At 57.5% G+C, this 25,352-nt stretch carries 23 protein-coding genes and 1 tRNA gene; 17 read left to right on the top strand and 7 right to left on the bottom strand.

All coding sequences use genetic code 11. The annotated features are described in order from the left end of the window. Window position 1: 1 nt before the first annotated feature. On the top strand, window positions 2-1,228 hold the full coding sequence (locus M516_RS0102450) for an efflux RND transporter periplasmic adaptor subunit (protein WP_029097718.1): 1,227 nt from the start codon (window positions 2-4) through the stop codon (window positions 1,226-1,228). 14 nt (window positions 1,229-1,242) lie between these two features. Further along, a complete protein-coding gene (locus M516_RS0102445; RefSeq protein ID WP_029097717.1) occupies window positions 1,243-2,820 on the top strand; it encodes a DHA2 family efflux MFS transporter permease subunit in 1,578 nt (525 codons plus the stop codon). Window positions 2,821-2,849: 29 nt separating this feature from the next. Here the strand turns inward: M516_RS0102445 and M516_RS25400 are convergent, their stop codons facing one another. The 3 genes from M516_RS25400 to M516_RS0102430 form a co-directional block, all read right to left on the bottom strand. Next, window positions 2,850-2,987, bottom strand: a complete 138-nt coding sequence (locus tag M516_RS25400; RefSeq protein ID WP_160297111.1) for a hypothetical protein — start codon at window positions 2,985-2,987, stop codon at window positions 2,850-2,852. Next, window positions 2,950-3,891: a DMT family transporter gene (locus tag M516_RS0102435; RefSeq protein ID WP_029097716.1), complete on the bottom strand. Its 942-nt coding sequence runs from the start codon at window positions 3,889-3,891 to the stop codon at window positions 2,950-2,952. Before M516_RS0102435 ends, M516_RS25400 begins: the two co-directional genes overlap by 38 nt. A 222-nt stretch (window positions 3,892-4,113) precedes the next feature. Then, window positions 4,114-4,899 carry a divergent polysaccharide deacetylase family protein gene (locus M516_RS0102430; RefSeq protein WP_029097715.1) on the bottom strand — a complete coding sequence of 262 codons (786 nt, stop codon included), beginning with the start codon at window positions 4,897-4,899 and terminating at the stop codon, window positions 4,114-4,116. A gap of 151 nt (window positions 4,900-5,050) precedes the next feature. Here M516_RS0102430 and polA point away from each other — a divergent pair, with 151 nt between their 5' ends. The 4 genes from polA to M516_RS0102410 are packed head-to-tail and all read left to right on the top strand — an operon-like array spanning window position 5,051 to window position 9,769. After that, window positions 5,051-7,702, top strand: a complete 2,652-nt coding sequence (polA, locus tag M516_RS0102425) for a DNA polymerase I (RefSeq protein WP_029097714.1) — start codon at window positions 5,051-5,053, stop codon at window positions 7,700-7,702. Window positions 7,703-7,749: 47 nt separating this feature from the next. After that, window positions 7,750-8,610 (top strand): DNA-formamidopyrimidine glycosylase, encoded by an 861-nt coding sequence (gene mutM, locus M516_RS0102420; protein ID WP_029097713.1) that lies wholly within the window; start codon window positions 7,750-7,752, stop codon window positions 8,608-8,610. Further along, the gene (gene coaE / locus M516_RS0102415; RefSeq protein ID WP_029097712.1) at window positions 8,607-9,209 is read left to right on the top strand and encodes a dephospho-CoA kinase; all 603 of its coding nucleotides are present in this window, start codon (window positions 8,607-8,609) and stop codon (window positions 9,207-9,209) included. Before mutM ends, coaE begins: the two co-directional genes overlap by 4 nt. Further along, window positions 9,206-9,769 (top strand): lytic transglycosylase domain-containing protein, encoded by a 564-nt coding sequence (locus tag M516_RS0102410; RefSeq protein WP_029097711.1) that lies wholly within the window; start codon window positions 9,206-9,208, stop codon window positions 9,767-9,769. Before coaE ends, M516_RS0102410 begins: the two co-directional genes overlap by 4 nt. Window positions 9,770-9,799: 30 nt before the next feature. Here the strand turns inward: M516_RS0102410 and M516_RS22570 are convergent, their stop codons facing one another. Beyond that, window positions 9,800-10,402, bottom strand: coding sequence for a hypothetical protein (locus tag M516_RS22570; RefSeq protein ID WP_051188069.1), 603 nt, complete (start codon window positions 10,400-10,402; stop codon window positions 9,800-9,802). Window positions 10,403-10,795: 393 nt separating this feature from the next. Here M516_RS22570 and M516_RS0102400 point away from each other — a divergent pair, with 393 nt between their 5' ends. Further along, a complete protein-coding gene (locus M516_RS0102400) occupies window positions 10,796-11,842 on the top strand; it encodes a glyceraldehyde-3-phosphate dehydrogenase (protein ID WP_029097710.1) in 1,047 nt (348 codons plus the stop codon). An 896-nt stretch (window positions 11,843-12,738) separates the two neighbouring features. Next, a complete protein-coding gene (locus tag M516_RS0102395) occupies window positions 12,739-13,647 on the top strand; it encodes a sigma-E factor regulatory protein RseB domain-containing protein (protein ID WP_029097709.1) in 909 nt (302 codons plus the stop codon). A 153-nt stretch (window positions 13,648-13,800) separates the two neighbouring features. On the opposite strand, the gene M516_RS0102390 is transcribed toward M516_RS0102395, so the two are convergent. Further along, complete coding sequence (locus M516_RS0102390; RefSeq protein WP_029097708.1) at window positions 13,801-14,931, bottom strand: HD-GYP domain-containing protein; 1,131 nt, start codon at window positions 14,929-14,931, stop codon at window positions 13,801-13,803. 138 nt (window positions 14,932-15,069) lie between these two features. Here M516_RS0102390 and nrdR point away from each other — a divergent pair, with 138 nt between their 5' ends. The 3 genes from nrdR (at window position 15,070) to dnaI (ending at window position 18,423) form a co-directional block, all read left to right on the top strand. Further along, the gene (gene nrdR / locus M516_RS0102385) at window positions 15,070-15,546 is read left to right on the top strand and encodes a transcriptional regulator NrdR (RefSeq protein ID WP_029097707.1); all 477 of its coding nucleotides are present in this window, start codon (window positions 15,070-15,072) and stop codon (window positions 15,544-15,546) included. A gap of 480 nt (window positions 15,547-16,026) precedes the next feature. Then, window positions 16,027-17,478 (top strand): replication initiation and membrane attachment family protein, encoded by a 1,452-nt coding sequence (locus M516_RS0102380; RefSeq protein WP_029097706.1) that lies wholly within the window; start codon window positions 16,027-16,029, stop codon window positions 17,476-17,478. Between the two features lie 6 nt (window positions 17,479-17,484). Continuing rightward, window positions 17,485-18,423 (top strand): primosomal protein DnaI, encoded by a 939-nt coding sequence (dnaI, locus tag M516_RS0102375; RefSeq protein WP_029097705.1) that lies wholly within the window; start codon window positions 17,485-17,487, stop codon window positions 18,421-18,423. On the opposite strand, the gene M516_RS0102370 is transcribed toward dnaI, so the two are convergent. Continuing rightward, window positions 18,405-19,037, bottom strand: coding sequence for a YdcF family protein (locus M516_RS0102370; protein ID WP_029097704.1), 633 nt, complete (start codon window positions 19,035-19,037; stop codon window positions 18,405-18,407). The two genes, dnaI and M516_RS0102370, sit on opposite strands and share 19 nt — an antisense overlap. A 434-nt stretch (window positions 19,038-19,471) precedes the next feature. Between M516_RS0102370 and M516_RS0102365 the strand changes: the two genes are divergently transcribed. From M516_RS0102365 to M516_RS0102355, 5 genes are all read left to right on the top strand, one after another. Continuing rightward, window positions 19,472-19,547: transfer RNA gene (locus M516_RS0102365), tRNA-Ala, on the top strand. A 101-nt stretch (window positions 19,548-19,648) separates the two neighbouring features. Then, the gene (locus M516_RS25395) at window positions 19,649-19,951 is read left to right on the top strand and encodes a hypothetical protein (RefSeq protein WP_193746935.1); all 303 of its coding nucleotides are present in this window, start codon (window positions 19,649-19,651) and stop codon (window positions 19,949-19,951) included. Window positions 19,952-20,145: 194 nt separating this feature from the next. Then, window positions 20,146-20,451: a hypothetical protein gene (locus M516_RS25090; protein WP_193746934.1), complete on the top strand. Its 306-nt coding sequence runs from the start codon at window positions 20,146-20,148 to the stop codon at window positions 20,449-20,451. 259 nt (window positions 20,452-20,710) lie between these two features. Next, window positions 20,711-20,800 carry a putative holin-like toxin gene (locus M516_RS26100; protein WP_134687556.1) on the top strand — a complete coding sequence of 30 codons (90 nt, stop codon included), beginning with the start codon at window positions 20,711-20,713 and terminating at the stop codon, window positions 20,798-20,800. Between the two features lie 383 nt (window positions 20,801-21,183). Beyond that, entirely contained in the window at window positions 21,184-21,837 is a 654-nt protein-coding gene (locus tag M516_RS0102355) for a glycoside hydrolase domain-containing protein (protein WP_029097703.1), read from the top strand. Here the strand turns inward: M516_RS0102355 and M516_RS22565 are convergent. Beyond that, a complete protein-coding gene (locus tag M516_RS22565) occupies window positions 21,822-22,310 on the bottom strand; it encodes a hypothetical protein (protein ID WP_051188068.1) in 489 nt (162 codons plus the stop codon). The two genes, M516_RS0102355 and M516_RS22565, sit on opposite strands and share 16 nt — an antisense overlap. Window positions 22,311-22,983: 673 nt before the next feature. Between M516_RS22565 and helD the strand changes: the two genes are divergently transcribed. Beyond that, entirely contained in the window at window positions 22,984-25,335 is a 2,352-nt protein-coding gene (gene helD, locus M516_RS0102345) for an RNA polymerase recycling motor HelD (RefSeq protein ID WP_029097702.1), read from the top strand. The last annotated feature ends 17 nt before the right edge of the window (window positions 25,336-25,352 follow it).

The raw sequence follows: 25,352 nt of genomic DNA, 5'->3' as shown, positions 1-25,352 counted from the left end.
GATGAACAAGACAACGAAATGGAAACGATTGGGAACCGTCGTGGCGGCCCTTTCCCTGTTCGCCGCAGGCTGCAGCGAAACGACCGCCGGACCGGAAGAGAACCAGCCGGTCGTGAAAGTGTGGAAGCTGGAATCGACCCAGACCGGTTTGATCGCAAACGGGAAAATCGCACCGGCGGAAGAAATCCAGGTGGTCTCCAAACTGCCGGGGAAAGTGGAGCAGGTCCACGTGAAGGAAGGCTCGGTCGTGAAGAAGGGCGACGTGCTCGTCTCTCTGGAAGCGACCGATTACCTGGAGCAGATCAGACAGGCGGAAGCCGCCATCGACAGCGCCCAGGCGCGTCTGCGCGACACCCAGGCGGGCGTGCGCAGCCAGGAGCTGCAGCGTCTGGCGAGCGGCGTGGAGCAGGCAAAAGCCGCGCTGCAGGTGGCCGAGAGCAGCTACAATCGGATGAAGGCGCTGTATGATTCCGGCGCGATCTCCCAGGCCGATCTGGAAAAGGTGTCGCTGGAACTGGAAAAAGCGCGGACGGGATTCGATCAGGCCCAGGCCCAATACGACCTGGCCAAGGCGGGGCCGACAGCCAATTCCGTGGCCGCGCTGCAGGCGGAAGTGAAACGCCTGCAGGCCGGTTTGGACCTGGCCAGAAGCACCTATGAAAACACGAAGATTCTCGCGCCGATCTCCGGCATCGTGGCTCGCCGCAGCATCGATCCCGGCGAGATGGCCCAGCCGGGCGTCCCGCTTCTGGTGCTGGTCCAAATGAATCAGGTCAAAGTGGAGGCGAGCGTGCCCCAGGAGCAGATCAACCAGGTGAAAGTCGGTGCGGCCGTCGACGTGAAAGTGGACAGCCTGGACGGAAAGACGCTCAAGGGAACGGTGGAGTTCGTCAGCCCGATCTCCGACCCCAACAGCAGTTCCTTCCCGATCAAGGTGCGCGTGGACAACAAGGACGGCGCGCTGCGGGCCGGGATGCTGGCGGAGGTGTACCTACCGAACCAGGCGTCCAAAAACGAATTGAAAGTCCCCGCCTCGGCCGTGGTGACCAAGGACAACAAGCACTTCGTGTACAAAGTGGATCACGACATCGTGCACCAGGTAGAGGTGACCGTCGGCGAAACCAAGGGCGATTGGATTGCTGTGACCAAAGGGGTAGCCGCTGGCGACCAGCTCGTGCTGAACCCTGGTGACGGGTTGGCCGAGGGCAGCAAAGTGATCGTCAACTGACGGGAGGGAGAACCATGGCGGAAGCAGCGGCACAGCGCCATGAGAACAGCGGAGGCGAGATGTGGATTTCGCTTCTGGCCATCCTCATGGGTACCTTCGTCGCCATCTTGAACAACAGTTTGATCAACGTCGCCCTGCCTACCCTGGTAAACGTGTTCGGCTCCACGACGGACACGATCCAGTGGGTGTTGACCGGTTACATGCTGGCGAACGCCGTGATGATCCCGATGAGCGGCCTGCTGGGCGAAAAGTACGGGTACAAGCGGATCTTTTTGCTCTCGCTCTCCGCATTTACGGCTTCGTCCGTCCTCTGCGCGCTGGCTTGGAACGACAGCAGCCTGATCGCCTTCCGCGTCGTCCAGGGGCTGAGCGGCGGGATGATCATGCCGATCGGGATGTCGATGATCTACATGATTGTCCCGCGGGAAAAGATGGGGCTGGCTCTGGGGCTGTTTGGCATCGCCGCGATGGTGGCGCCGGCGGTCGGGCCGACGCTGGGCGGGTACATTGTCGAATACCTGAACTGGCAGTTCCTTTTCCTGCTGGGCGTTCCCATTGGCGTGTTTGCCGTGGTGATGAGCAGCGCCCTGTTGAAGGAAACGCCGAAAAAGCCGGAGTTGAAGTTTGACTATCCGGGAGCGATTCTTTCCGTCATCGGCTTCGGGACGCTGCTGCTCGCGCTCAGCAAGGGCCAGACGGAAGGGTGGGACTCGTTTTACATCGTCAGCCTGCTGTTTGTCTCATTGATCAGCCTGGCGCTGTTCGTTTGGGTGGAGACGGGCAAGGAACAGCCTCTGCTTGACTTCAGCCTGTTTAAAATTCCCGTGTTTACCCTCAGCGTCATCAGCTCCAGCTTTGTCATGATGGGGATGATGGGCGGGATTTTCATGATGCCGATCTTCCTGCAAAACATTCAGGGCATGTCGGCGATGGACTCCGGGCTTCTCTTGATGCCGCAGTCGATCGCCATGGCGCTGATGATGCCGATCAGCGGCAAGCTGTTTGACAAGTACGGGATCGGTCCCGTCGGATTGGTGGGCATGCTGGTCATGGGGGTGACCACTTACGAACTGCACAACCTGACCGCGGATACGCCGCACAGTTGGTTGAATACGGTGCTGACGATTCGCGGGCTCGGCATCGGGCTGTGCATGCAGACGCTGGCGACGGCGGGGATGAACGTCATCCCCCGCGCCAGCGTCGGGAGGGCATCTTCCCTCTCCAACGTGATCCGGCAGGTGATGAGTTCGTTTGGGATCGCCATCCTGACGACGATCATGAGCTCGCGCCAATCCTTTCACACCGCGGCGATTTCGGACAGCGTGTCCGTGACGTCCACCACGGCGATCGAGGCGCTCCAGGGTCTCGCCGGACTGTTTGCGCAGGCGGGTGTGGACGCCGCGACCGCCCAGGGAGGAGCCGGATCCGTTCTGGCCGGGATGATCGCCAAAGAGGCGGTCGTTCGGGGCATTGCCGATGCCATGCTCGTGTCGGCCATCCCGATCTTTTTGTCCATCCCCTTCATTTTCTTCATGCACAAAAAGCCGGCCAAGCAAGGGGCGGCACAAGAGCAGCAAAAAACAGCAGCCTAAGCGGCTGCTGTTTTGCTTGATGACGGATTTCAGAACAGTTTGCTGAGCCAGTAGATGATCCGGCCGACGATGTAGCCGAGCAGGACGGTCCAGCCGATCTTGGCCCAGATACTGAGACCGCTCACGAACTCACGCAAGCTTTTCCGGCGGTACGGCGGTTGCTTCACGAGACTCCACTCCTTTGGCTGTATTGCAGCGGATGAACAGGTAGATGCCGGCGAGAATGATCAGGCCGCCGACCCATTGCGGAAGCGTAATCACTTCGCCCAGGATGATGTACGCCAGAATCGCCGTTCCGACCGGTTCCCCCAGAATCCCCATGGAGATCGTCGTGGTGTTCAGCCATTTGATCACCCAGTTGAAAATCGAGTGGCCGAGCAGCGTCGGAAACAGGGCGAGGCAGAAAAACCAGCCCCAGTCCTCGGCCCGGTAACCGGCCAGCGGGTACCCCAGCGCCAGATCGTACGCCACCAGCAGCACGCTGGTGATCGTGTAGACGACGAGCGTGTAGGAAAACGAGGAAAGGTGCTGCCGCACGTACTGGCCGACCAGCCAGTAGCCGGTGACGGTGGCGGCGCCCATCAGCGCCAGAATGTCTCCCCACAGCGCCATGCCGCCGACGCGAAAGTCCCCCCAGCCGATGACGAAGCTGCCGGCGATGGCCAGCAGGCCTCCCGTCAGCGCCAGCGGGCGGATCCGCTCGCCAAAGAAGAAATACCCGCCGACAAAGGCAAACAGCGGCTGCAGCGTGACCAGCACGGTGGAGCTGGCGACGGACGTGAAGTTGAGCGATTCGAACCAGAGCAGGAAGTGGCTGGCCAAAAAGGCTCCCGACAGGAGACAGAGCAGCCACTGCCTGCCCGGCATCCGCATCATTTCGCCGATGGCCCCGCGGTTCCAGAACAGCAGCGGCAGCGTCAGCAGCACGGAAAAAACCAGCCGGTACGTGGCGATAATCGGCGCCGGCGCGCTGGACAGCTTGACGAAGATGGCCGAAGTGGAGACGGCCGCCACGCCGAGAAACAGGGCGAGATAAGGCGGTACCCAGGGCTTTTCGTTGGGATTGTTCATGCCTACACCTTCTTGCAATAGGGAAATCGCATGCTCTCTATTTTACAGGTCCATCGAAAAATTCACAATCGCCACACATTGGCAGCCGCACGGACAAAGGGGGCGGGACCTGCCGCCCGCCCTGCCGTTCCAAAAAAAATCGCCCAGGCGATCACAAACGCCGTGAGCGATGAAGACCGGACGCCTTCAGCCGGAACCGACGAGAACAGCCGGTTCAAACGGCTAGGGCGCGAAGCTGTTCAAAAGCGTGGAGACGGTGACAAGCGTCGCCTCCTTCTGTATGCGCGGGATGTACTGGCGCAGAACGGAGGCCGTTTTCTTGCCGGGAGGCCCGACGTGGCCGATGGCAATGCAGACAGGGTGGTCTTTCATTCGCCTGCACAGCGTTTCCATTTGGCGGGTAATGTGCGAGACGGTGTAGACGTCGTCCAGAAACAGTTCGTTTTCCAGAAACGGCACGCCCAGCTCCCGGGCAATTCTGGCCGCGGTGCTGCGGGGCGTCGTCCTGCTGTCCAGGTAGATCAGCCCCCGTTCCTTGCACACGCCCAGCACGGCCCGCATCACGCGCTCGTCTGCGGTCGCCTTGGAGCCCATGTGGTTGTTCAAGCCGATCGCGTGCGGAACATCGTCGATCGCCTTGCGGACGCGGTCGCGGATCTCCTCGTCGCTCAGGTCAGTGGTGATGGCCCCGGGCCCCAGCCAGGAACGCTTTCCCTTTACCGGCTCCATCGGCAGGTGGACAAACACGTCGTGTCCCTTCTGATGGGCCTGCTCCGCGTCCCGTTTGGTGCTGGGCAAAAACGGCATCACCGCGACCGTCAGGGGAACGGGCAGGTTGAGAATGTCGTCCGTACCCGCCATGTTGTTCCCAAAGTCGTCGATGACAACCGCCACCTTCTTGCCGGCCGCTTTTGCCGGGGAAGCACCGGGAGCGAGGGCGTGCGCCCCCGCCGTGAAGGAGAACAGACAGGCGGCGAGCAGGGCTGCCCCCCATGTTCGTTTGCGCATGTGATCGCCTTCTTTCCGTTTGTTTTTCCTAGTTTGTTCAAGCAGAGGAATGCTTACCCGCCGGATCCGCCGCAGAGAGACTTGTTTTGCCAGGGGTGTGGCCCTGTGGTAAACTGAAGGAATAGTGATGGAACGAGAGGAGTCGTACGAGTTGAGCCACTTTGTGTTGATTGACGGGAACAGCATCGCCAACCGGGCGTTTTACGCGCTCCCGCTGCTGTCCACGTCGGCGGGACTGCACACCAACGCGGTGCTGGGCTTCACCACCATGCTGCTCAAGGTTCTGGAAGAGATGAAGCCGACGCACATGCTGGTCGCGTTTGACGCGGGCAAAGTCGTGTTTCGCCACAGCGAGTTTGCCGAGTACAAGGGCGGCAGGGCCAAGACGCCGCCGGAGCTGTCGGAGCAGTTTCCGCTGATTCGCGAGCTGCTGGACGCGTTTTCCATCCAGCGCTTTGAACTGGAAGGATACGAAGCGGATGACATCATCGGGACGCTCACCCGGCGGGCGGACGAATCGGGCTGGAAGACGACGGTGATCACCGGGGACAAGGACATGCTCCAGTTGGTCTCCGACAACGTGTCCGTGGCGTTGACGCGCAAGGGCGTAAGCGAGATGGAGCTGTATTCGCCCAAGGAGATCGCGGACAAGTACGGGTTGAAGCCGCTCCAGATCATCGACCTGAAAGGGCTGATGGGCGACGCCTCGGACAACATCCCGGGCGTGCCCGGCGTGGGGGAAAAGACCGCGCTGAAGCTCCTGCACGAATACGGATCGGTGGAAGCGGTGCTGGAGAACATCGACCGGATCTCCGGCAAAAAGCTGCAGGAAAACCTGCGCGAAAACGTGGAGCAGGCCAGGATGAGCAAGGCGCTGGCGACCATCATGCGGGACGCCCCCGTCGATCTGGACGTGGAACAGACGGTGTATCCCGGCTACGACGCGGCGGCTGTCACTGAGTTTTTCAAAAAAATGGAATTCAAATCGCTCCTGCCCAAGGTGAAGGCTGCCGCACCGGAGGAAGCGGGCGCGTCGGGACAAGAGCGCGCGCCGTTTTCCTTCGAGGTGGTGGAGAGCGGCAGGACAGACCGCTACACCGAAAAGCTGACGTCGCCCATGGCGCTGTACGTGGAGATGGACGGCGACAACTACCACCACGCGCCGATCCTCGGCTTCGGGCTGGCCGCAGAAGGCGTCTCGCTCTACGTGCCCTACGACGCGACCGTGGAGTGGCAGGCGTTCCGCGACTGGCTGGCGGACGATACCCGGGAAAAATGGGTGTTTGACGGCAAACGGGATACGGTAGGACTGGCCTGGCACGGTCTGGAGACAGCCGGCATCGGCTTTGACGTCTACCTGGCCTCCTACCTGCTGAACGCGACGGAGAGCAATCCGACACTGGACGGCGTCGCCGCCCAGTACGCCGAGGTGGGCGTGCTGCCGGACGATGAGGTGTACGGCAAAGGAGCCAAGCGGCTGGTGCCGGAGACAGACGTCCTCAGCGAACACGTGGCCCGCAAAGCGGCTGCGATCTGGCAGAGCGTGCCGAAACTTCGGGACGAGCTGGCCCGGCACAAGCTGGACGAACTGCTCACCGACCTGGAAGCGCCGCTCAGTCTGGTCCTGGCCGCAATGGAAAAGCAGGGCGTCAAAATCAACCGCGAGCGGCTGCTGGAGATGGGCGAAGAGCTGGACAGCCAGTTGGAGAAGCTGACGGCGAAGATTTACGAGCTGGCCGGCACGCCGTTCAACATCAATTCGCCGAAGCAGTTGGGGGAGATCCTGTACGACAAACTGGACCTGCCCGTGCTGAAGAAGACGAAGACCGGCCCGTCCACCAGCGCCGACGTGCTGGAAAAGCTGGCGCCGTACCATCCGATCATCGGGGAGATCCTGCACTTCCGCCAGTTGGGCAAGCTGCGCTCCACGTACATCGAGGGGCTGACCAAGGAGATTCACGCCAAGACGGGCAAGATTCACACGCGGTTCAATCAGGCCACCACGGCGACCGGCCGCCTGTCCAGCACCGAGCCCAACCTGCAAAACATCCCGATCCGCCTGGAGGAAGGCCGGAAAATCCGCGAGGCGTTCATTCCTTCCGAAGAGGGCTGGTACATGCTGGCCGCCGACTATTCGCAGATCGAACTGCGCGTCCTGGCCCACATCTCCGGGGACGAAAACCTGATTGACGCCTTCCGCAAGGGGATGGACATCCACACGCGAACGGCGATGGACGTGTTTGGAGTGAGCGAGGCGGAGGTCACTCCGCTGATGCGCCGCCAGGCCAAGGCGGTCAACTTCGGCATCGTCTACGGGATCAGCGACTACGGCTTGTCGCAAAACCTGAACATCACCCGCAAGGAGGCGGCCGACTTCATCGAACGCTACTTCGCCGTCTTTTCCGGCGTGAAGCGGTACATGGAAGAGATCGTCAAGCAGGCGAAGCAGGACGGCTACGTCACCACGCTTCTGCACCGACGCCGCTACCTGCCGGACATCAAGAGCAGCAACTTCAACCTGCGCTCGTTTGCGGAGCGTACGGCGATGAACACCCCGATCCAGGGAACGGCCGCCGACATCATCAAGCTGGCGATGATCCGGATGCAGGAGAGCATCAGGGAAAAAGGGCTCCAGAGCCGGATGCTCCTGCAGGTGCACGACGAACTGGTCTTCGAAGTGCCGGAAGCGGAACTGGCCGTCATGCAGAAGCTGGTGCCGGACGTGATGGAAAACGCGCTCAAGCTGGACGTGCCGCTGAAAGTGGACGTGCATTACGGACGCACCTGGTACGACGCGAAGTAACCGGGACGATCCCACAGCATCGAGAGACAAACGAGAGGAGGAGACCCATGCCGGAACTGCCTGAGGTGGAAACGATCGTCCGCACCCTGCGCACCCTCGTGCTGGGCAAGACGATCGAACGCGTCAGCGTGACGCTGCCGCGGATTGTGCGCCGGCCGGACGACGTGGAAGCGTTCAAGGCGCAGCTGGCCGGCCAGACCATTCGTGAGATCAAGCGGCGGGCCAAGTTTATCCAGTTCATTCTGGACAAGGACGTGCTCGTCTCCCATCTGCGCATGGAGGGACGCTACGGCCTGTATCAGGCCTCGGATCCGGTGGAGAAGCACACGCACGTCATTTTCCACTTTGCCGACGGCACCGAACTGCGCTACCGGGACGTTCGCCAGTTCGGAACGATGGACCTGTTCCCGATCGGATTGGAAACGAGCGAGGGGCCGCTGGCCAAACTGGGCGTCGAACCGCTGGAGGACAGCTTTACCCCGGACGTGCTGCGCCGTCTGCTCAAAGGGCGGACGACCAAGATCAAGCCGCTTCTGTTGAATCAGGAATGTATTGTCGGGTTGGGGAATATTTATGTGGACGAATCCCTCTTTCGGGCGGGCATTCACCCGGAACAGCCGGCAGGCAGCCTGACCGCCAAACAGGTGGCCAAGCTGCACGAAAGCATCGTCGCCACGCTGACAGAGGCGGTGGCACAAGGCGGCAGTTCGATCAAGTCGTACGTCAACGGCCAGGGCGAGATGGGCATGTTTCAGCAGTCGCTGTTGGTATACGGCCGCAAAGGGGAGCCGTGTACCCGCTGCGGAACCGAGATCGTCCGGTTCGTGGTCGGCGGCAGGGGGACGCACATCTGTCCCGCCTGTCAAAAAGTTGGCAAGCCCATCAAACGAGGAGGAAATCGGGCATGATTCTAGGATTGACAGGAGGCATCGCCACGGGAAAAAGTACGGTGACGGCCATGCTGCGGGAGCGCGGCATTCCTGTCATTGACGCCGACCAGATCGCCCGCGAGGTTGTGGAGCCGGGCAAACCTGCCTACGAGGCGATCGTTCGTCACTTCGGCAGGGACATCCTGCTTGCCGACGGCCAGATCAACCGCAAGAAGCTGGGGGAAATCGTCTTTTCCGACGAGGCGGAGCGGCAGAAGCTGAACGCCATCGTCCACCCGGAAGTCCGCCGGGTGATGCGGGAAGAGGCGGAAACCGCGGAGCGGAACGGGGCTGCCATTGTGTTTATGGATATTCCCTTGTTGTTTGAGAGCAAGCTGCAGCATATGGTAGATAAAATCGTCGTGGTGTACGCGCCGGCCTCCGTCCAGTTGGCGCGGATGTTAGAGCGGGACGAGCTGGATGAGGAACAGGCGCACAAGCGGCTTAGGGCGCAGTGGCCGATTGAGCAGAAAAAACAGCTCGCCGATTTTCTGATTGACAACACCGGGACGCGTGAAGAGACGGAACGGCAGGTGGAGCGCCTGCTGGCAGAATTGAAAGCGGAGCTGTCGGGATGAAGCGAGGCAGGCGAGCGACAGTCGTCCTGATCGTGCTGATGGGCGTCTTTTTGCTGATCAACTCCCCCTTGGTCTGGAAGTGGATGTATCCGATCAAGTATCAGAGCGAGATCTTGGAGGCGTCCCGCCGCTATCAGGTAGACCCCTACCTGATTTTGGCCATCATCCGTTCGGAGAGCGGCTTCAAACCGGACAACGTCTCGAAAAAGGGAGCGATCGGGCTGATGCAGATCATGCCCGACACGGCAGAATGGATTGTGGAGCAGGCGGGCTTTCAGCCGAAGCAAAAGGACTACCTGTACGATCCGGAGATGAACATCAACATCGGGACCTGGTACCTGTCGTTCTTGCAGCAGAGGTTTCAGGGCGACGTGGTCAAAACCATTGCCGCCTACAACGCCGGCCCCGGCAAGGTAAACGTATGGCTCACGCGCGAGCAGTGGAACGGAGAGCGAGACACCCTCGAGGACATCCCGTTCGGCGAGACCCGCCTGTACGTCCAGCGGGTTCTCTACTACCACGACCGATACCGCAACATCTATTCCGAAGAACTGCAGTAATGCCGCTTTCTCCCCTGGGGAGAGCGGCTTTTATAGTTCCTCTGGCTTTGATTTTGACTTTGACGTAACAGCTGCTTTCGCCCCTTTCTGTATGTGTTCCAGTATCTCTTCTGGAGCGTACGGCGTGGAGGGAGACACATTCAAAATCGTTGCCGCCCGTCTATCCAGCCACACACTTTCTTGTCCTTTTTGGTCAACAGCGACAAAAATAAACCCGCCCGCGTAAAAAACGTACGTGAGGTTAACGTCTTCGCCCAGCTCCGCCTTTATTTTCTCGTGCAGTTCAAACAATTCAGACCCTGATTCACCGGCCATGATTGGCCTCGTATCCGTTGCGAGCGTAAACCCTTTCACCTGATTGCCATCCAGGATAAATGAGAGCTTCTCATCCGAAGGCAGCAGCAGGTCTGTCATGGTTGAACCTTCGTAGGAGAGGATTTCCTCCACATCCGGCAATTCGGCACCCTGAATGGAAAAGTCGGACAGGCGGTAATTGGCACTTTCATTGCGCAGCGATTTGTTATGGCGGCCTCGAGATTCCTCCATCTGCTTGAATGCGCTAACCGCCTGTATCATACAAATTTTACCATGGATAGTCGTCACTTGCAGCCAATCACCCTCTAATGTCAGCATCTTACTCCACAGACGCTGTTTTCCCGCTGCACTTGCTGCATATGTCGTCGTACGGCAGGGTCCCTTTTGTGCCCTGGGCTGATTGGTAGCTCTCAGGCATTCGTCCACAATTGTTCCTGATTCTTCGACGGGCCTCCTTCCCGAACAGATGGGGGCTTTTCATGCTTTACGCGTTCGCTCCCTGCCACCTCGATCGCCTGGTCGCAGTCTCATGCCCTTCCCGCTTGTCCTGTCCTTTGCCTGATCACCCCGCCCCTTCCGACCGAACGGAAAACAGGATGGCAAATCGTCCAAATATTTATTTTTTCAGTAAAACACATTGATAATTGTGTCATACTTATTATAATAAAAGTAAGGATTAGTGTAACTCAATGTAGGAAGGGGTTTCTAATTATGACAATCAAAATCGGTATTAATGGTTTCGGACGCATCGGACGTATGGTTTTTCGCCGCGCTGTTCAGGACCCCAACATCGAGATCGTTGCCATCAATGCCAGCTATCCCCCTGAAACACTCGCTCATCTGTTGAAATACGATACCATTCACGGGCGTTTTCCCCATAAAGTGGACGTGCAGGACAACCAGATCATCGTAAACGGCAGGCCGACTGTCGTGCTGTCCGACCGCGACCCGCTCAATCTGCCGTGGGGCGAACTGGGCGTGGAGATCGTCGTGGAGGCCACCGGCAAGTTCAAGGACCGCGAAGGCGCCGGCAAGCACCTGAAAAGCGGCGCGAAAAAGGTGGTCATCACCGCGCCGGCCAAGGAAGAAGACGTGACTATTGTCATGGGCGTAAACGATGAGATTTACGACCACGAGAAGCATCACATCATCTCCAACGCCTCCTGCACCACCAACTGCCTGGCGCCGGTGGCCAAGGTTCTGCACGACGCGTTCGGCATCGAGCAGGGCCTGATGACGACGGTTCACTCCATCACCAACGATCAGGTGAACATCGACAACCCGCACAAGGATCTGCGCCGCGCACGCGCTGCCGGCGAATCGATCATTCCGACCACGACCGGCGCCGCTCGTGCCGTGGGCAAGGTGCTGCCGGAGCTGAACGGCAAGCTGAACGGCTTCGCCCTGCGCGTCCCGACGCCGAACGTCTCCGTCGTCGACCTGGTCGTCAACACCAAGAAGCCGGTGACCGTGGAAGAGGTGAACCGCGTGCTGCGCGAAGCGAGCGAAGGCAGCATGAAGGGCTACATCGAATTCTGCGACGAACCGCTGGTCTCCAGCGACTTCAACGGCAACGATCACTCCTCCATCATCGACGGACTCTCCACGATGGTGATGGGCACCAACCAGGTAAAAGTGATCGCCTGGTACGACAACGAGTGGGGCTACTCCTGCCGCGTGGTCGATCTGGTGCGCCACGTGTCCGAGGATCGCAACCGCACCCGGACAAAAGAGGCGGCAGCCGTAGCCGCGAACTAACCTGCCCGTAAACAGCGAACCCCCTGGGACCCTTGCGGAGTCCAGGGGGTTTTTGCGAACGTGCAAGACAAGGGGTAAATCATCTTGAATGATGATAGGGGGACTTCGTCTTCCGAAACAGGTTCCCGCTGTTCTTCGCTACGAGACGAAACTTGGTGAGATTGACTGGGGGTTATCATGTAGCTCTGGATGGTTCAGTCCGAAAAGTGCCGGTATTTGTCATGGTTTTAGGATACCTCGTGCCACTCATATCCTCTAACCAACAAAAATTCGCAGGTTAGATGTAAACCGTCGATGGTGGACAAAGATCACGCATCAAGACGATTCGTTCAATCCTGTCAAAGAATAAAACAAGGGCCCGCTGAACAGATTCAAACTTCATTGGCCACATGGGATTTGCCTCGTTTTCATCGAAATCATGTACAAGGAAATCAATGTTCGAAATTCCTTGCGCTGGAACGGATATGGATGTATCCATACGCCTCTGTGCTTGAAAACCAATTACTAATCCTGTGTGTCACCCTAAATATTTGAAATTTTTTGGTATTAATGCTAGAATTGTTAGGTTAAAAAATTATGGGCGGTGTTACGATCTTAGCCATGCTTTCTGTATTGTTGGCACCGGGAGCCTCTGCGAAAACGTATACTTGCGACAATGATCCTGTTTCTGGTTCCGGTTGTAGTGATTACAATGGAAGTACTTTTGTTTACAAAAGTAATCTGTCAATCAATATACCGCGGATGAAGGGTGGAATTTTGTTGGGGATGACGTTACTGTTACCGGGGATGTTGAGTTGATGGTCATAGCGTATGATTATGATTGAAGCGGGGATACTGGAGCGGATGCTGCACGATTGGTTTATTAATGAATGTAAAACAAGTAAGGAGGGCATATAATGTCAAAAAAAATAATGATTGCCGGCTGCACAGGTATATGTTTACTACTCACTTCAGTCGCCTATGGCTCTAGTGGAGATACAGGAAATGCTCCGTCTCCCGCTTCAAATGAAACCACGGTTCAGCAAAAATCAGAAATACATTCCGCACGTCAAGATATTACCGCTGCGGAAATCCGGGATAAAATGCTCAACGCCATTGATTATTATACCACCATTCAAGGAGCTTATCGAATCATTCAAAAGCCAATTGGCGTCGATGAGGTTGTGGAATTTGACGTATCCATAGGCGATACACCCGGGAGCTACGTAAAAGTGAAAAGCAACGTGACAGGGAAGCAGAGTGAGCACATATCAAATGGGGAGACCATGATCCATTTATACGAACAGGAAAAAGCATTTGTCAAACAGCAGAAAATAAAAAAGGTGACGAAGGAAAGCAAAATCCAGAAGGGCCCCCGCTACTATAAAGATGAAGAGGGAATCCCTGTATATAAATACAGAAAAGACCCATCGTATGCAGAAAGGGCTCACGATGTCATCTTTCCGCAGGCTTATGGTTTTTGGCTCTATCGGTACCCGCACGAAATTGTGGGAACGGAACAATATCTGGATCGAACGGCAGTCGTACTTGAAGGAACTCTATCCGGGACACTGGCAGAAAAACACCGGGCGAACACATTCAAGCTATGGGTTGATCAGGAAACGGGAGTGTTGTTAAAACTGGTTGAGACAGATGATGAGGGAACCGTAATGAATCAGATGGAAGTGCTTCGTCTGTCAATTGACAAAGGCGCTGACACTTCCAAGTTTCAGATTATAGAACCGAAGGGATGGAAGGATATAAGTCCTGTTTTGAACAAGGAAAGGGAGGTACGAGTGGGTCCAAGCGGCAAGGAAGCTGAGTAGCGTTGAGAGACCTGCCTCCGAAGTCGGGGGCAGGTTAGTTTTCGATAGAGGCTTTTCTGTAAAACGAAGAAGTCATGGAAGAAAGTTGGGGGGCCCCCGCCCGGCTCAGCGTTAGGTATAGCCGGGTGGGGTTTATTATGGGAAGGAGACGTTTCAATTTGCACTGTTTTGCGCAAGCCCTTCCAGCGAGAACAATTCTTCGTCTTCAAAGCCGACGATGAACAGGTTGATCTGCGACTTCAGATCCAGTTCGTACGGCACGCGCACGTCGTTGCCGCGGCCGTCCTTCAAGACACGGACGGTGGGGCGGTGGCAGTAGTCCGGGTCGACCCGGCAGACGACGCCCACCTCGCCGGTGTTCAGCACGACGCTGCTGCCGATCGGGAAGACGGCGATGTGTTTGCTGAAGGCTTTGATCAGATGGTGCTCAAACAGGTGTCCGCCCGCCCCGAACAGGTATTCCAGCGCGTCCTGCGGCATGTACCGCTTTCGCCAGGGGCGGGGAGACGTGAGCGAATCGTAGACGTCGCAGATACCGACGATCTGCGCGTACTCGTGAATGTTCTTTCCTTTCAACCCCTGCGGGTAACCGCTGCCGTCCAGCCGCTCGTGGTGCTGCAGGCAGACGTGGGCGGACAACAGCGAGATGTCGTGCTGCTTGCGCAGGAGGTTGAAGCCCAGCATCGTGTGCTGCTTGGCGATCTCCTGCTCTTCCTCGTTCCAGCGCTCCTGCTTTTGCAACAGCTCCGGCGGAAGCTGCACCTTGCCGATGTCGTGCAGCATCGCCCCGATGCTCAACTCCATCAGTTGGCTGCGGCTGTAGCCGAGCGACATGCCGACCGCGGCCGCCAGTACCGCCACGTTGACCGAGTGATGGTAGAGCGAGGGCGAATGGGTGGAGATGCTGGTCAGATGGAGCAAGAGCTGCTGGTTGCCCATCATGTCGTCCAAGATGGAATTACAGGCCTGCTGAAAGAGAAGCCCCATTTCGTTGAGCGAAACCTTCCGGGCCAGCTTGTTCGAGTTGGTGATCTGCTTGACTGTTTTGACAATCGCTTCGACGGCTGTCTGGCGGGTTTCCGGCCGGATGACGTCCTCCACGACGATGTCTTCCGTACGCTCGTCTTCAATGTAGAGCGAGTCGATGCCGGAGCGGGTCAACCCCTGAATCAGCCGTTCGGTAAGGGTGACGCCTACCCCCAGTAACGTTTTCCCGTCTTCGGTAAAGATCGTGCGGCCCACCTTCATCCCGGGGCGGGCTTGTTTTATTGAAACTAACCGCATAGGAATCCCTCCAACCTGTACCCAAATTGTACTCCATTTGGCTTAGACGTGAAATAGGTACAAGGATTGACTTGACTTCCGGCGGGAAATTGAGGGACACTGAATGAAAGTACCGTCATAATTGGAGTTGATTCCGCGATGCGCTGTCCGTTTTGCGATTACAATGGGACCAGGGTACTAGATTCCCGCCCCTTTAACAATAACAAGTCGATTCGCCGCCGGCGCGAATGCGAAAAGTGCGAACGCCGCTTTACCACGTTTGAGGTGGTGGAGGAGACACCGCTCTTGATCATTAAAAAAGACGGAACCCGCGAAGAATTCAGTCGGGAAAAGGTGCTCCGCGGCCTGGTGCGGGCCTGTGAAAAGCGGCCGGTGCCGCTGGAGGTGCTGGAGAACGTCGTCAACGAGATTGAGAAGGAACTGCGCAGCAGCGGCCAGTCAGAAATCCCCAGCAAGGACGTCGGGGAAAAAGTGATGGAGCGGCTGTACCACGTCGACGAAGTGGCCTATGTCCGGTTCGCTTCCGTCTACCGCCAGTTCAAGGACATCAACGTGTTCATGAAGGAACTGGAAGAACTGCTGGCCCAGGCGCGCGGCTCGGGTCAGGCGGAGTAAGGCAGCGGGGAAGGGGAGGACAAGCCTTTCCCGCAAATCGCTGCGTCGCTTGGTAGGGATTCGCCAGTCGCTCTGTCTGGAAACATGCTTCTCCTTTGATACAATTGGGTTGTCATCAGGCCAAGAAGACGCCCTTGCGATGTGCAAGAGCGTCTTTCCTGCTGTCTTCAAACCCCATTCGTTCGGGTTTCAGAGAGCCCCTTTCCCGATAGCCGCGAGCACGTCCTGCTTTCATCCGCGGAGGGCCGGACGGCGGAGGAGGCGATCTTTTTTGGCTCCGCGTTGGCGAGCCGGAGGTCGTCGTGTCCGGCCAACGCGCTCCGTTCTTCTGGAGCGGGGACGAACTGCTTCACCCCCCTACGCGCGTCCCGCCGTTTCGGGTACGGCGGCGGCGCGTGCTCTTCCAGCCACTGTCGTATCTATCGCCGGCCGGACATGATATAATAGGGAAACCAGACTAGTCAGGAAGGAAAAGGATCAATGCCTCGTCTCGTGTGGAACGAATTACTGCCGAAAGATCGATATCTGGTGCGGCTGGCGCGTCCGCTCAGCTTTGCCGAAATGGGCTTCGTCACCCAGCTCTACCTGCCGATCATCGGTGTGGAGTCGTTTTCCCTCTACCAACTGCTGGTGCACGAGGTGCAGGAGGCGAACGGAGCGGCGGTGGAAAGCACGCACCGCAGCCTGATGCTGATGACCGATCTCTCGCTGGACCGCCTGCTGGCGGCGCGGGAGCGGCTGGAGGCACTGGGCCTTTTGGCCGTCCGCAGACGGGAGAATCGGCAGCGGGACTACTTTTACGAATACCTGGTAAAACCGCCGCTGACGCCAAACGAGTTTTTTGCCGACTACGTGCTGTCCGTGATGCTGCTGAACAAAATCGAAAACGTCCGCTACCAGCAGTTGCGGCAGCGGTACGCCGACCCGCTGGGGGCAGCTTTGGAACAGGAGTACCCGGTGGCGGAGACGGTGACCAAGGATTTTTACGAAGTGTTCCAATCGTTGAAACCGTCCGAGTTGGAAGTGCACAAAGGATCGGAGCGGGAACAGTTTCTCGCGCAGATGGAAACCCGCTATCCGGCGTCTCCGATGCAGTCGGGCTTTGAAGCGGCGGTCCATCACCCGCTCGGGGCTTCGTCCCTGCGCCACTACCTGCCGGACAACGCCTCCCCGGACAAGGTCTTCTCCGGGGAAAGCGTGGAGTTTTTGTACAAGCTGCACCACTTCTACCAACTGGACAGTTGGGGATTGGGGCAGGAACTGCGCGACTGGACCCTGTACAAGCCGGACGGCAGCCTGGACATGGACGTCCTGCGCAAGCGGCTGGTGCAGCGCTACACGGACGACAAGCTGCACCGCACGCCGGCGGCCCCTGCCCCAGGCGACGACGAGTGGGGGCCGGGCCGCCTGCCGGAACCGGGCAGCGAAGCGTTTGCCCGCGCCTGCCGGCAGCTCTCGCCCCTCTCCCTGCTGGAGCGGGTGGTTGGCGGCCGGGTGAGCCGGGTCTTTTTGGAACGGGCGGAAAACCTGGTGTTTGGCGACGGCCTGACCGTCGAGGTGGCCAATGCGCTGCTGCTTCACACGCTGCAGAGCATGCAGATGGAACTGCCCAAAGCCTACATGGAGACGATCCGCGACAGTTGGAAGGCGAAGCGGATCACGACCGTGGACGAAGCCGTGCGGCAGATCCTGGAGCGCGCCGACCAGCGGGCGCAGCACGCGGAGAAGGCGAAGCGGCCGAAGCGGGAAACGGACACCGCCGTTCGCCGTGGCGGCCGCCCCATCCTGCAGGACAAGCTGCCTGCTTCGGTGGAATGGCAGCTTTCGCAGGAGCGCGAGCCCCAGGAGACGGTCAAAGGACAGTCCATCCAGGACGATCCCGAGTTGAAAACCATGTTGGAATCGCTGCGCAGACGGCAGAGAGGAGTGTGATGAGGGATGGAATCGATCAGCCAATTCATGCAGGAACTGGCCAAGCGGACGCCGCGCCACCTGCTGACGCCGGATCAGCAGTTGGACAAGATGTTTCGCTCCTCCGCCTATTTGCAGTCGTTTCAGCAGGAACACCCGGACCTGTCCCGCGACGACTACCTGCGGGCCCTGTCCAGCGTCTACACGGCGGTAAAGGAGCAGTACTGGTGTGAGCACTGTCCCGGGCTGGAGCAGTGTCCCAACCTGGTCAAGGGCCACCGCAGCCAGCTCAGCGTGAGAAACGGCGCCATCGTCAGCGCCATCTCTCCCTGCGACAAGCAGCAGGCGTACGAGGAAGACCTGCGCCGCCGCCGCTTGATGCGCAGCTACTACGTCTCCGAGGAGACGATGGCCGCCAGCTTTGACCGGCTGGAGCTGGACCAGGCGAATAGGGCGGCCGTGGCGGCGGCCATCCGGTTTTGCCAGACGGTCGGCAGCGGCGAGCGGGTAAAAGGACTGTACCTGCACGGGCCGTTTGGCGTGGGCAAAAGCTACATCATGGGGGCGATCGCCCGCGAGCTGTCGGAGCGCAATATCGCTTCGCTCATGGTGTACGTGCCCGATTTTGTCCGCGAGATGAAGGACTCGCTGTCCGACCAGTCGTACGCCGGCAAACTGGAGATGCTGAAGGAAGTGCCCGTTCTGATCCTGGACGACATCGGCGCGGAAAACCTCACGCCCTGGGTGCGCGACGAAGTGCTGGGCGTCATCCTCAACCAGCGCGTCAACAACCACCTGCCGACGCTGTTCACCTCCAACTACTCGCTGGAGGAGCTGGAGGAGCATCTCTCCATCTCCAACGGCAACCGGATCGAACGAACAAAGGCGGCCCGCATCATGGAGCGGATCCGCCATTACGTGGACGTGTATCTGATCATGCGCAAGAATCAGCGCATCGAAAGCTGACTTCCCAGATACGAGAGGCGCCATTTGGTGTACGCCAGCACCTCTCGCGCCAAGTGATACGGCCTGTACAGCACGTTGGACTTCACCCCGACGGGATGGGCGGATATGCCCAGCGCTTGCGCCATGTCCATCGCCCGGACGAGGTGATAGTCGTGGCTGACGACAAGCGCGCTGTGCAGGCCGTTTTGCTGCATGACCTGCCGGCTGAACAGCAGGTTTTCGTACGTGTTGGTCGCCTCGGACTCCATCAGGATGCGGTCTGCCGGCACGCCCTGCTCCACCAGGTAGCTGCGCATGACCAGCGCCTCCGTCACGCCTTTTCCGTCACCCAGTCCCCCTGTGACGATCAGGGTGGGCACGTATCCTTCCTTGTACAACCGCAGCGCCAAATCCAGCCGCTCCCGCAGCCCCGGACTGGGCTGGTCTCCCCACACGGCCGCCCCCAGCACGATGGCCGCGTCCGCTTTTTGCGGAGCGGCGTTGCGGCTCGTCTGATCGATCCGCCACAGAACGTACCCGGACCACAGCGCGGCCGCCGCCAGGCAGACGGCCGACCAGGTGAGCAGGCGTTTTTTCCAGGGGTGTACGGTTGGGATGGTTGATGTCGGTATCATGGGTTTCCTCCGGTTGTCAGGGGTTTTGAGCGTTTATTGATGTTGCTCGGTGTTCGCGATCCGCTTGCCCATCGTTTTTTCGGGCGGTGTGCTTATGCTCGTGCTGCAGTCCGCCGCGCTATGAATGGATGATGGCGAGTTGATTTCAGGGCAGCGGTGTTCCTATGTACATATACGGATAAGCGGGCCGGTCCGTTACGCTTGGTGGGCGCATGCAGGGGGGGTGGATGGCGGGGGAGAGGTGACGGTCAGGTATTTATAGCGGCGAAGGAGGAGGCGTATCAGAAGGTCGTTCAACGGGTTTCGGGCAGAACATTTTCCGTTTCGTCAGGGTGAAAAATTTTTTTAAAATCCTATTGATCTTTGAAGAAGGCATGTGCTATAATCAATCTCGTGGTAAGGAACGAGATGTTCCGAAGAAGATAACGTGATACGGGGCATTAGCTCAGCTGGGAGAGCGCTACACTGGCAGTGTAGAGGTCAGCGGTTCGAACCCGCTATGCTCCACCATACAACGAACGCCAGAACCCTTGAGAAATCAAGGGTTTTTCTTATGCCAAGAAGGCGATCAATTTTAATCGTAAGCAAAAGATTAAACGTGGCATCGACGAATGGAAACATACGACTTCAACATTGCGAAAAAACTTCTTCCCGAGATCATTACGGGTCTAAAACAAAAAATTGAGGGATTTATGATTGATTCCATCAAGGAGGTAGCAGCGCAGATTGATTTTGCCGCTGTACTCCTCTTGCGGTTCCGGGATCGGATCGCATCGCCATGTTCCAGCTTAACATCTAACCATCCGCGCTTTGCTTCTACCAGGTTACGCAGCAGTTCCTCAACTATCTCGCCATGTGACTGGCAGCCGTCCAATCCAGGCATGTTCCGTAATCGTACCGGACAGATTCCTTAGACGGAATTGATACTTCATAAAAATCCTTATACAAATAAATCCCCAATCAAAATGAAATCGTAACATTTTTTGGGTTAAAGCGTCTAAACAACTGGCGGTAGGAAAATGGACAATAGTGGCGCGTAATGCCATTTATTCGATTGGATGTCGTAACGGAAAAGGGAATAGGTGCTACGTTAAGAGGTGAATTTCATTTGAGCAGAAAACTTGAAATGTTTGTTATTTTAGCTATCCTGACAGCCGCAGCAGCCATTCGCGTTCATTTTAATTTGCGATATTCAGCCGAGCTTTTCGGTGATTCCATTCATATCGCCAGATTTGCGGAATCCGTTGCGAGAACAGGAGCATATCCGACGGATCATGGTATTTATTGGTCACCGGGTGTTGTCTATTTTCTAGGTTGGCTAATTCCGGTTATTGGCAATGAACAACATTATCTGTCTTATAGGCTGCTGCAAAGTCAATTGGGAACAATGTGGGGACAAACTACGCAAAATTGAACAAATTTTTCCATAAAATAACTATGCCCTTCCTGTTCGGGAGGGCAGTATTCCTAATGCGGCAGCTCCTACGCGCCTTATCAGCGTGTGCTGTGGTGTGCGGGATTAAACAAAGTTGTCGTAAACTGCTTCTATGAAAGCGCAAAAGCCCCAGTTCAGGAGACTGAGGCAGATCTTACCAAACTGTGGTAGAATGTTACTTGCACAATAGAATCGGCTCCTCAAGGGTGGTCGGCTCATCCCCTCATGAAAGGGGGTGATGCTGATGGAGGTTTATCAAGCATTGACGCTGATGTTCATGTTCGGCATGTTCATCCTCGCATTGCTGACTTACCTCAAAAAGAAATAGACCGCCCTTGAGCTGACATCTCGCGCGGTCTACTCCGAAATGAACTTGAGCCGCCCCCTTTTGGGGAACGTCTATTGTGCAAGACCGACAGCGTTGCCGCGCTGTTGGTCTTTTTTAGTGTGCACAAATGCTGCTGGGTTTAAGATACCACAAAACCCTGAAGATTAACAGCCGATCACCCTTGAGCTTGGCTGCATGGTGACATACTCCCCACAATGTCAACCACGCCTTGGTTATTGTTCAAGACGGGAAACGTCCCAGCGCTTTGTAGTTTTTAGGATACCACAAATCACTGGAGAATAAAAGCAGATATGACGTGTTTGTCGTTCCCCCTGCTCCCCCCATATATATGGAGGGAACAAAATGTGAGGGGGCCAGCGCGCATGCCGGAACAAATGCTGTGGGGAGTAGATTCAGCTTCACGAGTGGGAAACGATTTGTATCAATGTGTGGTTCGCAACTTCGGCAATCCTGCCTACTGGGGGAGGTATTTGGCAACCGTACCCAATGCGGCGGACGGACTTACGAGAGCGGAAGCATCTTTTCTTCATCGCAACGGCGTGAAGATCCTGCCAATTTACAGTAAATTCACCCAAGCGGTCGGCTATGGCCAGGGGCGAATCGCTGCAAGAAACAGCATGTATTATGCTCAACTGCTCGGTATTCCCAAGGGAACCATGCTGTTTGCCAACATAGAGAAACGGTTTCAGGTGGATGAGGCGTGGATCCGCGGTTGGGTTGACGCCGTCGATCAGGGGGGATATCGTCCGGGGATTTACTGTGACCCGAGTCAACCCGCCTTTTCCAGAGCCTATTGTCTTGCGCAGGAAAAGAGTGAAAAGGTGAGAACGCGAACGGTGCTGTGGAGCCAGGAGCCTACGCCGGGCCCATCGTCCCCGCGTCAAGCACCGGCGTATTCACCCGTACGTCCCCCCTGTCCGGCACAGGTGTGGGCATGGCAGTATGGCGAAAACGCGAGAGAATGTCCGGTCGACACCAATCTGATGAACCGCAGGCTGTTTCAATGGCTCTGGTAAGTGTCCTTTCGGGGCCATCCCAACATGAGTGTACAGGAGAGAGCAGCAGTTCCCGTGACGAGCAATGCAATGTCGAGACCAAGGGCAGCCATGAATACATCATCACCGGGATATCTGGGTTTTAATGTAATTCTTCTGTAGAGAACATAACAGGATAACAGCCAGTAGAAACTGCTTCCGATCGCCGCCAATATGAAACGCTCTTTTTGTGTTCCTCGCCAGAGTCCGCCAATGAACAGCCAAACGGTGATGCTTAGAACCACTGCATAAGGAACAAATGTAAACAGAGTACGTGTCATGTTGAAATATATAAGTAAGACAGCACCAAAAAGTGCAGCATTGAACAGCAAAACCATGATGCCAACCAACCACGGGTTCGCTTTCCACTTCCAATGCACCTTCGCAAGCAATCCCCCTATGGCCAAAAAGGTCAGCAAACCTGCAAGTACACTTGTTTGCAGCACGGTACTCAATCGAATCCCCCTTCCCCGTTTACCTGCTTCGTGATGCTTTGAAGACCGCAAGTGATGGGAACCCTGCGCGGCTCCACAACCACAAGGGTGTATGCACGTCAATGGGTGCCAACCCACTGCCGAGCAGGGCTGCTTCCCATGCGTCAGCCACCGCCTGCCGGTCGTCGGCGGTCCCCCGTAAAACCTCTGGCGAACATAGTCCCAATGTGACGGTCGCTTTCAAGATGTGCGTATCAGGAGCAACTGTGATACGTTCACGGGTTCGTCATGATCCTCCTCCATGATCGGAGAGTGTATTCGAATTTTTCTTGATCTTACATGGAAATCTATGGTATTAGTATAGAAGATTTACAGCCGTTCCGAAAGAATTGAGGGAAAAAAGGCCGGAACGCCATCATTGGCAGCATCCACGAAAAAACGGAGACGAATCGCGCGTCTCCGTTTGGTCTATCTCTATTCCGTTCGTTATTCCGTTCGTTTTTCGCTGCGAGTGGAACCGGACGTGTTCTTCCGGCGCCGACCGCATTGTGTTTTGCATCCGTCTGTGTTAGAATGAGGAGTGGTCACTACCAATTAAAAAACTGAATAATATATCCCAATATAATCATACCACAAACGATCCGGTTTGTCAAACACTGTGGTCCCAAAAAATTGGCTGAAGAGGAGCGATACGATGAGCGTAACGGAGAGAGAATGGCGGGAAGAAGAAGAGCGCGTTGAACGTGTCATCGGCGAGATTGACCGGAAAATCGGCAGTCTGCAGGAGCATGTCAGCGACGTGCGGGCGGACATCGTGGAGATCCGCAAAAACTTCTGGGACGACGTGACGGTCAACGTTGACGATGCGACGGAAGCGGTGGAGACGTACGCGAGCATCAAGCAGCAGGCAGAGGTGCTGTCGGAGCGGGAACGCAGCCACCGCCATGCGAGCAAGCAGCTTGACACGTTGAGGAAGCTAAGACAGTCGCCCTATTTCGGGCGGATCGATTTTGTTGAAGACGGGGAGCGGGAAGCGGAGCGCATCTACCTGGGAATCGCCTCCCTGCTCGACGAACGGGACGAACAGTTTCTCGTCTACGATTGGCGGGCGCCGGTGTCCAGCCTGTACTACGACTACCCGCCCGGACCGGCGCAGTACGAGACCCCCGGCGGCACGATTGCCGGCACGATGGAGCTGAAGCGGCAGTACATCATCCGTGACGGCCGGATTCGCAGCATGTTTGACACGGGGGTCACCATCGGCGACGAACTGCTGCAGGAAGTGCTGGGCAGACAGGCGGACGGGCAGATGAAAAGCATCGTGGCCACGATTCAAAAAGAACAAAACCGCATCATCCGCAACGAGCGAAGCCGGCTGCTCGTCGTCCAGGGGGCGGCGGGAAGCGGCAAGACGTCGGCCGCCCTGCAGCGGGTGGCCTATCTCCTCTACCGGTACCGGGAAACGCTGCGGGCGGAGCAGATCGTGCTGTTTTCCCCCAATCCGCTGTTTAACAGCTACGTGTCGACCGTCCTTCCCGAACTGGGGGAGGAGAACATGCAGCAGACGACGTTTCAGGCGTATGTGGAGCACAGGCTGGGGGAGACGTTTCGCATCGAAGATCCGTTCGCGCAGATGGAATACGCCTACACCGCCATGGACGAACCGGGGTATGACGCCCGCATGGAAGGAATCCGCTTCAAGGCGTCCGCCGCGTTCATGCAGGTGATCGAGCGCTACGTGGAATCGCTCGGGCAGGCTGGGATGATCTTTGCGGATGTGACGTTCCGCGGCCGGACCCTGATAGACGCCGAGCGAATCCGGGAGCAGTTTTACTCGCTCGATCCCTCGCTGCGCCTTCCCAACCGGATGAGGCTGACGGCGGAGTGGCTGCTGGAGGAGCTGCGGAAGCGGGAGCGCCAGGAGCGAACCCAACCGTGGGTGGAAGACGAAATCGACCTGCTTGATCAGGAGGCGTATTACCGCGCCTATCAAAAGCTCCGGCGGCAAAAGCGCTTCACCGAAGAGACGTTTGACGACTTTGAGCGCGAACGGGAGCTGCTTGCCGCCACGGTCGTCAACGATCACTTCGATCCGCTGCGCCGGTGGGTAAAGCAGTTGGGATTTGTCGACATGCCGGCCGTCTACCGGCAGTTGTTCGCCGATCCGCGGTACGCGTCTCGTTTTGCGAACGACGTCCCCTTGCCGCAGCAGTGGGAGGAGATCTGCGCCCGGACCGTGGAGATGCTGGACCGATCCGAGCTGTTCTGGGAGGACGCCACGCCGTATTTGTACGTAAAGGAGCGGATTGAAGGGTTTCAGACCAACACGTCGGTCCGGCACGTGTTTATCGACGAGGCGCAGGACTACTCTCCGTTTCAGTTCGCCTTTATCCGGCGGCTGTTCCCGCACAGCAGAATGACCGTGCTCGGCGACTTGAACCAGGCGATATACGCCCATGTCGATGCGCAAACGGACTTTTCCCCGCTCGCTTCGCTGTACGAAGACGGGCAGACCGAGACGATCGTGCTGACGCGGAGCTACCGGTCCACGCGGCCAATCGTCGAGTTTACCCGAGGGCTGATCGCCGGGGGCGAAGCAATTCAGCCGTTTAACCGGGACGGGGTGAAGCCGACCTTGACGCAAGCCGCCGACACGACCGACCTGATCGACAAGATCGCCGCCCGCATCCGCGCGCTTCAAGATGCGGGACACCGGACGATTGCGGTCATCTGTAAAACCGCCCGGGAAAGCCGGGACGCGCACGCGGCGCTCAGCGACAGGCTGCCGGTGCGCCTGATCGGCAAGGAGACGGTCTCCTTCGAACCGGGCGTGCTCGTCATCCCGTCCTATCTGGCCAAAGGCGTCGAATTCGACGCGGTGCTCATCTACGACGCGTCTCGGGCGAAGTACGGGCGGGAGACGGAACGCAGGCTGTTTTACACCGCTTGTACACGGGCGATGCATGAACTGCACCTGTATGCCGTCGGCGAGGTGAGCCCGTTTGTGACCGCGCTTTCCCCCGATACCTACGTCGTGGAGAGCTGACAGCTGCAGGCCGCCGG

Source organism: Brevibacillus thermoruber 423, from assembly GCF_000454065.1.
Lineage (GTDB): Bacteria > Bacillota > Bacilli > Brevibacillales > Brevibacillaceae > Brevibacillus > Brevibacillus thermoruber.
The sequence above is the reverse complement of the archived record's forward strand: the minus strand, read 5'-3'. Positions and strand labels throughout refer to the sequence as shown.

Excerpts from the sequence above, each read along its gene's own strand:
- M516_RS0102450 (WP_029097718.1), top strand. The coding sequence starts at position 2 with ATGAACAAGACAACGAAATGGAAACGATTGGGAACCGTCGTGGCGGCC.
- M516_RS0102445 (WP_029097717.1), top strand. The coding sequence starts at position 1,243 with ATGGCGGAAGCAGCGGCACAGCGCCATGAGAACAGCGGAGGCGAGATG.
- M516_RS0102435 (WP_029097716.1), bottom strand. The coding sequence starts at position 3,891 with ATGAACAATCCCAACGAAAAGCCCTGGGTACCGCCTTATCTCGCCCTG.
- M516_RS0102430 (WP_029097715.1), bottom strand. The coding sequence starts at position 4,899 with ATGCGCAAACGAACATGGGGGGCAGCCCTGCTCGCCGCCTGTCTGTTC.
- mutM (WP_029097713.1), top strand. The coding sequence starts at position 7,750 with ATGCCGGAACTGCCTGAGGTGGAAACGATCGTCCGCACCCTGCGCACC.
- coaE (WP_029097712.1), top strand. The coding sequence starts at position 8,607 with ATGATTCTAGGATTGACAGGAGGCATCGCCACGGGAAAAAGTACGGTG.
- M516_RS0102410 (WP_029097711.1), top strand. The coding sequence starts at position 9,206 with ATGAAGCGAGGCAGGCGAGCGACAGTCGTCCTGATCGTGCTGATGGGC.
- M516_RS22570 (WP_051188069.1), bottom strand. The coding sequence starts at position 10,402 with ATGCTGACATTAGAGGGTGATTGGCTGCAAGTGACGACTATCCATGGT.
- M516_RS0102400 (WP_029097710.1), top strand. The coding sequence starts at position 10,796 with ATGACAATCAAAATCGGTATTAATGGTTTCGGACGCATCGGACGTATG.
- M516_RS0102395 (WP_029097709.1), top strand. The coding sequence starts at position 12,739 with ATGTCAAAAAAAATAATGATTGCCGGCTGCACAGGTATATGTTTACTA.
- M516_RS0102390 (WP_029097708.1), bottom strand. The coding sequence starts at position 14,931 with ATGCGGTTAGTTTCAATAAAACAAGCCCGCCCCGGGATGAAGGTGGGC.
- nrdR (WP_029097707.1), top strand. The coding sequence starts at position 15,070 with ATGCGCTGTCCGTTTTGCGATTACAATGGGACCAGGGTACTAGATTCC.
- M516_RS0102380 (WP_029097706.1), top strand. The coding sequence starts at position 16,027 with ATGCCTCGTCTCGTGTGGAACGAATTACTGCCGAAAGATCGATATCTG.
- dnaI (WP_029097705.1), top strand. The coding sequence starts at position 17,485 with ATGGAATCGATCAGCCAATTCATGCAGGAACTGGCCAAGCGGACGCCG.
- M516_RS0102370 (WP_029097704.1), bottom strand. The coding sequence starts at position 19,037 with ATGATACCGACATCAACCATCCCAACCGTACACCCCTGGAAAAAACGC.
- M516_RS25395 (WP_193746935.1), top strand. The coding sequence starts at position 19,649 with ATGGAAACATACGACTTCAACATTGCGAAAAAACTTCTTCCCGAGATC.
- M516_RS26100 (WP_134687556.1), top strand. The coding sequence starts at position 20,711 with ATGCTGATGGAGGTTTATCAAGCATTGACGCTGATGTTCATGTTCGGC.
- M516_RS0102355 (WP_029097703.1), top strand. The coding sequence starts at position 21,184 with ATGCCGGAACAAATGCTGTGGGGAGTAGATTCAGCTTCACGAGTGGGA.
- helD (WP_029097702.1), top strand. The coding sequence starts at position 22,984 with ATGAGCGTAACGGAGAGAGAATGGCGGGAAGAAGAAGAGCGCGTTGAA.